Annotated in this window: 3 protein-coding genes and 1 pseudogene; all 4 read right to left on the bottom strand. The window is 72.5% G+C overall.

Annotation, left to right across the window (positions count from 1 at the left end; genetic code table 11):
• Nucleotides 1-281 precede the first annotated feature (281 nt).
• Nucleotides 282-1,442 (bottom strand): acyl-CoA dehydrogenase family protein, encoded by a 1,161-nt coding sequence (locus tag ACFWBN_RS39565; RefSeq protein WP_385186655.1) that lies wholly within the window; start codon nt 1,440-1,442, stop codon nt 282-284.
• On the bottom strand, nt 1,439-3,346 hold the full coding sequence (locus ACFWBN_RS39560; protein WP_385186652.1) for a biotin carboxylase N-terminal domain-containing protein: 1,908 nt from the start codon (nt 3,344-3,346) through the stop codon (nt 1,439-1,441). The genes ACFWBN_RS39565 and ACFWBN_RS39560 overlap by 4 nt, the downstream gene beginning before the upstream one ends.
• An 8-nt stretch (nt 3,347-3,354) precedes the next feature.
• Nucleotides 3,355-4,953, bottom strand: coding sequence for an acyl-CoA carboxylase subunit beta (locus tag ACFWBN_RS39555; RefSeq protein WP_385186649.1), 1,599 nt, complete (start codon nt 4,951-4,953; stop codon nt 3,355-3,357).
• Nucleotides 4,950-5,424 (bottom strand): annotated as a pseudogene (locus ACFWBN_RS39550) (hypothetical protein); the annotation flags it as partial. The gene ACFWBN_RS39555 and the pseudogene ACFWBN_RS39550, both read right to left, overlap by 4 nt.

Below are 5,424 nucleotides of genomic sequence, written 5' to 3'. Positions count from 1 at the left end.
ACCCCACCCCGTCCCCGACCCCGGCCAACCCCTCCCTCGGGCCGATCCCACCCGCCCATTGCCGTGCACGTTCCAGCGCCGCCGGGCACATTCAGTCCCGGCCGGGCAAAATCCAGCCCCTCCGGCGTTTGAGGAGCGGGGTACGGGGCGGAGCCCCGAATCCTTGAGCCGCACCTGGGCGGCGGCGCCGGGCAAAATCCAGCCTCGCCGGCGATTGAGGCGCGGGGTCTGGGGCGGAGCCCCACGCGGCTAAGCCGCCAGACCAACGGCAACGGCGGCGGCTAGTAGGACTTGGGGAGGCCCAGGGTCTGGTGGGAGATGAAGTTGAGGATCATCTCGCGGCTCACCGGGGCGATGCGGGCCACGCGGGAGGCGGTGATCAGGGAGGCCAGGCCGTATTCGCGGGTGAGGCCGTTGCCGCCGAGGGTGTGGACCGACTGGTCCACCGCACGGACGCACGCCTCCCCCGCCGCGTACTTGGCCATGTTCGCCGCCTCGCCCGCCCCCATGTCGTCCCCCGAGTCGTACAGCAGCGCAGCCTTCCGCATCATCAGCCCCGCCAGCTCCAGCTCCACGTGCGCCGCCGCGAGCGGGTGCGCGATCGCCTGGTGGGCGCCGATCGGGTCCTTCCACACCTGCCGGGTCTTCGCGTAGTCCACGGCTTTGGCGAGGGCGTAGCGGCCCATGCCTATGGCGAAGGCCGCCGTCATGATGCGCTCGGGGTTGAGGCCCGCGAAGAGCTGGAGGAGGCCCGCGTCCTCGTCCCCGACCAGGGCGGAGGAGGGGAGCCGCACTTCGTCCAGGACCAGTTCGAACTGCTTCTCCGCCGCCTGGAGTTCCATGTCGATGACCGTGCGGGAGAAGCCCGGGGTGTCCCGGGGGACGATGAACAGGCACGGCTTGAGGCGCCCGGACCGGGCGTCTTCGGTGCGGCCGACGATGAGGGTGGCGTCGGCGATGTCGACACCGGAGATGAAGACCTTGCGGCCGGTGAGGATCCAGTCGTCGCCGTCGCGGCGGGCGGTGGTGGTGATGCGGTGGGAGTTGGATCCGGCGTCGGGTTCGGTGATGCCGAAGGCCATGGTGCGGCTGCCGTCGGCGAGGCCGGGGAGCCAGGCCCGCTTCTGGGCCTCGGTGCCGAAGCGGGAGATGACCGTTCCGCAGATGGCGGGCGAGACGACCATCATGAGGAGGGGGCTGCCGGCGGCGCCGAGTTCCTCCAGGACGATGGAGAGTTCGGTGATGCCGCCGCCTCCGCCGCCGTACTCCTCGGGCAGGTTGACCCCGAGGTAGCCGAGCTTGGCGGCATCCGCCCACAGCTCGTCGGGGTGGCCGCCCTCGCGGGCGACGCGGGTCAGGTACTCGCGGCCGTACTTCTGGCCGAGGGCGGCGACCGCCGTGCGCAGGGCCTTGTGTTCGCTGGATTCGATGACGGAGCTCATGCTTGCGGTTCCTCCTGGACTACGGCGAGCAGGGCGCCGAACTCGACCTGTTGGCCGGTGGCGGCGTGGAGCGCGGTGAGCGTGCCGGAGGCGGGCGCGAGGATGCGGTGTTCCATCTTCATGGCCTCCAGCCAGAGCAGGGGCTGCCCGGCGGTGACGGAGCTGCCGGGGGCGAGGCCCTCGGCGACGCGGACGACGGTGCCGGGCATGGGGGCGAGCAGGGAGCCCGGTTCGGTGCGGTCCTGGGGGTCCGCGAACCGGGGGACGGGGGTGAGGGTGTGCGCGCCGAGCGGTGAATCGACGTAGACCTCGGGCTTGTTCGAATTTTGTTTCACGTGGAACAGGCGCCGGATTCCCTCGACTTCGAGCGTGACGAGGGTGGGTTCGACGGCCAGGACCCGTAGGCCGGGGTGGTTCACGGGGTGGTACTGGACCTCGTACTCGGTGCCGGCCGCGGTGTAGCGGCGGGTCTGCGGCTGGGAGCGGACGTTGCGCCAGCCGCCCAGGCGGGCTGCGAGGGGGGCGTCCGGGGCCGGGGCCGCGTCGGCGAGGGCGGCCGCGAGGGCGGACAGGGTGGCGTCCGGGGTGTCGGCGGTCAGGGTGGTGAGGTGGCGTTCGTAGAAGCCGGTGTCGAGCCGGCCGGCGGTGAACTCCGGGTGCCGCAGGGAGCGTACGAGCAGCTCGCGGTTGGTGGTCAGGCCGTGGATCCGGGCTCCGGCCAGGGCGTGGGCGAGGACGCGGACGGCCTCGGCGCGCGTGGGGGCGTGGGCGACGACCTTGGCGAGCATGGGGTCGTAGTGGATCCCGACGGTGTCCCCGTCGGTGAAGCCGGTGTCCACGCGGACCTCGCCGGGGACGGCCAGGGTGTGCAGGACGCCGGTCTGGGGGCGCCAGTCCTGGGCGGGGTCCTCGGCGTAGAGACGGGCTTCGACGGCGTGGCCGGTGGGCTGCGGGGGCGTGAGGGGCAGGGCCGCGCCCGCGGCGATGCGCAGCTGGAGGGCGACGAGGTCGAGGCCGAAGACCGCTTCGGTGACGGGGTGTTCCACCTGGAGGCGGGTGTTCATCTCCAGGAAGTACGGGCGGCCCTCGTCGGTGACGAGGAACTCGACCGTGCCCGCGCCCTCGTACGAGACAGCGCGGGCGGCGGCGACGGCGGCCTCGTGGAGGGTGGTGCGCAGGGCCTCGGGCAGGCCGGGCGCGGGGGCTTCCTCGATGACCTTCTGGTGGCGCCGCTGGAGGGAGCAGTCGCGGGTGCCGAGCGCCCATACGGTGCCGTGGGCGTCGGCGAGGATCTGGACCTCGACGTGGCGGGCGCGCTCCACGTAGGGCTCGGCGAAGACCTCGCCGTCGCCGAAGGCGGAGCGGGCCTCGGCGGAGGCCGCGTCGAGGGCTTCCTTGAGGCCGTCGAGCTCACGGACCACGCGCATGCCGCGCCCGCCTCCCCCGGCGGCTGCCTTGAGGAGGAGGGGCAGGTCGGCGGAGGTGGCGGTGGCCGGGTCGACGGGTTCGAGGAGCGGGACCCCGGCGGCGCGCATCAGTTCCTTGGCCCGGGTTTTGGAGGCCATGGCCTCGATGGCCTCGGGCGGCGGGCCGATCCACGTGAGGCCTGCGGCCCGGACCTCGCGGGCGAAGTCGGCGTTCTCGGAGAGGAAGCCGTAGCCGGGGTGGACGGTGTCGGCCCCGGCGGCGAGGGCGGCCTTGATGATCAGGTCGCCGCGCAGGTAGGTGTCGGCGGGTGCGGCGCCGGGCAGCCGGACGGCCGCGTCGGCGTCGCGGACGTGCAGGGCGTCGGCGTCGGGGTCGGAGTGGACGGCGACCGTGTCGAGGCCCAGGGCGCGGGCGGTCCGGAAGACGCGGACGGCGATCTCGCCGCGGTTGGCCACCAGGAGGGAGTTCAGGGTCATCTGCGGGCTCACATCCGGAAGACGCCGAAGCCGCCACGGGCGCCCTCGACGGGGGCGTTGTGGACGGCCGACAGGCACAGGCCGAGGACGGTACGGGTGTCGCGCGGGTCGATGACCCCGTCGTCGTACAGCCGCCCGGACAGGAACATCGGCAGGGACTCGGACTCGATCTGCGCCTCGACGAAGGCGCGCATCCCGGCGTCGGCCTCTTCGTCGTAGGGCTGCCCCTTGGCCGCGGCAGACTGCCGGGACACGATGGAGAGCACCCCGGCGAGCTGGGCCGGGCCCATGACCGCGGACTTGGCGCTGGGCCAGGCGAAGAGGAAGCGGGGCTCGTAGGCGCGGCCGCACATGCCGTAGTGGCCGGCGCCGTAGGAGGCGCCGATCAGGACGGAGAGGTGGGGGACGCGGGAGTTGGAGACCGCGTTGATCATCATCGAGCCGTGCTTGATGATGCCGCCCTGCTCGTACTCCTTGCCGACCATGTAGCCGGTGGTGTTGTGGAGGAAGAGGAGCGGGATGTCGCGCTGGTTGGCGAGCTGGATGAACTGGGCGGCCTTCTGCGACTCGGCGCTGAACAGCACCCCCTGGGCGTTGGCGAGGATGCCGACCGGGTAGCCGTGGAGGGTGGCCCAGCCGGTGACGAGGCTGGTGCCGTAGAGGGGCTTGAACTCGTCGAAGTCGGAGGCGTCGACGATGCGGGCGATGACCTCGCGGGGGTCGAAGGGGGTCTTCAGGTCCGGCGGGACGATGCCGAGGAGCTCCTCGGGGTCGTACAGCGGCTCTTCGGCCTTCGGCGGATCCGCGTACGGCTTGCGGTGGTTGAGGCGGGCGATAACCCGGCGGGCCTGGCGGATCGCGTCGTGCTCGTCGAGGGCGTAGTAGTCGGCGAGTCCGGAGGTGCGGGCGTGCATGTCGGCTCCGCCGAGGGACTCGTCGTCGCTCTCCTCGCCGGTGGCCATCTTGACCAGGGGCGGACCGCCGAGGAACACCTTGGAACGGTCTTTGATCATGATGGTGTGGTCCGACATGCCGGGGATGTACGCGCCTCCGGCGGTGGAGTTGCCGAAGACGACGGCGACGGTCGGGATCCCGTCGGCCGACAGGCGGGTGATGTCGCGGAAGATCGCGCCGCCCGGGATGAAGATCTCCTTCTGGGAGGGCAGGTCGGCGCCGCCGGACTCCACGAGGCTGATGCAGGGGAGCCGGTTCTGCCGGGCGATCTCATTGGCCCGCAGCGCCTTCTTCAGGGTCCAGGGGTTGCTGGCTCCGCCGCGGACGGTGGGGTCGTTGGCGGTGACCAGGCACTCGACGCCCTCGACGGTGCCGATGCCGGTGACCATGGAGGCGCCGACCGGGTAGTCGCTGCCCCAGGCGGCGAGCGGGGACAGCTCCAGGAAGGGGGTGTCCGGGTCGAGGAGCAGCTCGATGCGCTCGCGGGCGAGGAGCTTGCCGCGGTCCTTGTGGCGGGCGGTGTACTTCTCGCCGCCGCCGGCGAGGGCCTTGGCGTGCTCGGCGTCGAGGGCGACGAGTCGTTCGAGGGCGGCGGTACGGGCCTGCGCGTGCTCGGGGGCGTGCGGGTCGACGGTGGTGGCGAGGCGGGTCATGGGCGGTTCCCCTCCGGGGCGGGCGGCAGGAGGTGGGTCGGTATGTCGAGGTGGCGGGCGCGGAGCCATTCGCCGAGGGCCTTGGCCTGGGGGTCGAAGCGGTGTCCGGAGGCGACGCCGTCGCCGAGGATGCCGGGGAGGGTGAAGTTCAGGGCCCGTAGGTGCGGCAGCGCATGACGGGTGACCGGCAGGTCCCGGGCTTCGGGGAGCAGCTCCTGGAACAGCTCGACGGTGAGCGTGCGGTCGAGCCAGTCCCATGTGGCGTCGGACTTGACCCACACCCCGACGTTGGCGTCGCCGCCCTTGTCGCCGCTGCGGGCCCCGGCCACCGCCCCCAGGGGGGCGCGGGTGACGGGCCCTGCGGGGCTTTCCCCTACCCGCCCCTTCCCGAAACTGGGGCTCCGCCCCAGACCCCGCTCCTCAAACGCCGGAGGGGCTGAAAGATCAGCCTCGCCTGGGGGTCCCCCCGGA

This window comes from Streptomyces sp. NPDC059989, assembly GCF_042736975.1.
Lineage (GTDB): Bacteria > Actinomycetota > Actinomycetes > Streptomycetales > Streptomycetaceae > Streptomyces.
This window is presented reverse-complemented; position numbering and strand designations above follow the sequence as displayed.

What these genes read in the sequence shown, in the direction of transcription:
- ACFWBN_RS39555 (WP_385186649.1), bottom strand. Translation starts at nt 4,953, where the DNA reads ATGACCCGCCTCGCCACCACCGTCGACCCGCACGCCCCCGAGCACGCG.
- ACFWBN_RS39560 (WP_385186652.1), bottom strand. Translation starts at nt 3,346, where the DNA reads ATGACCCTGAACTCCCTCCTGGTGGCCAACCGCGGCGAGATCGCCGTC.
- ACFWBN_RS39565 (WP_385186655.1), bottom strand. Translation starts at nt 1,442, where the DNA reads ATGAGCTCCGTCATCGAATCCAGCGAACACAAGGCCCTGCGCACGGCG.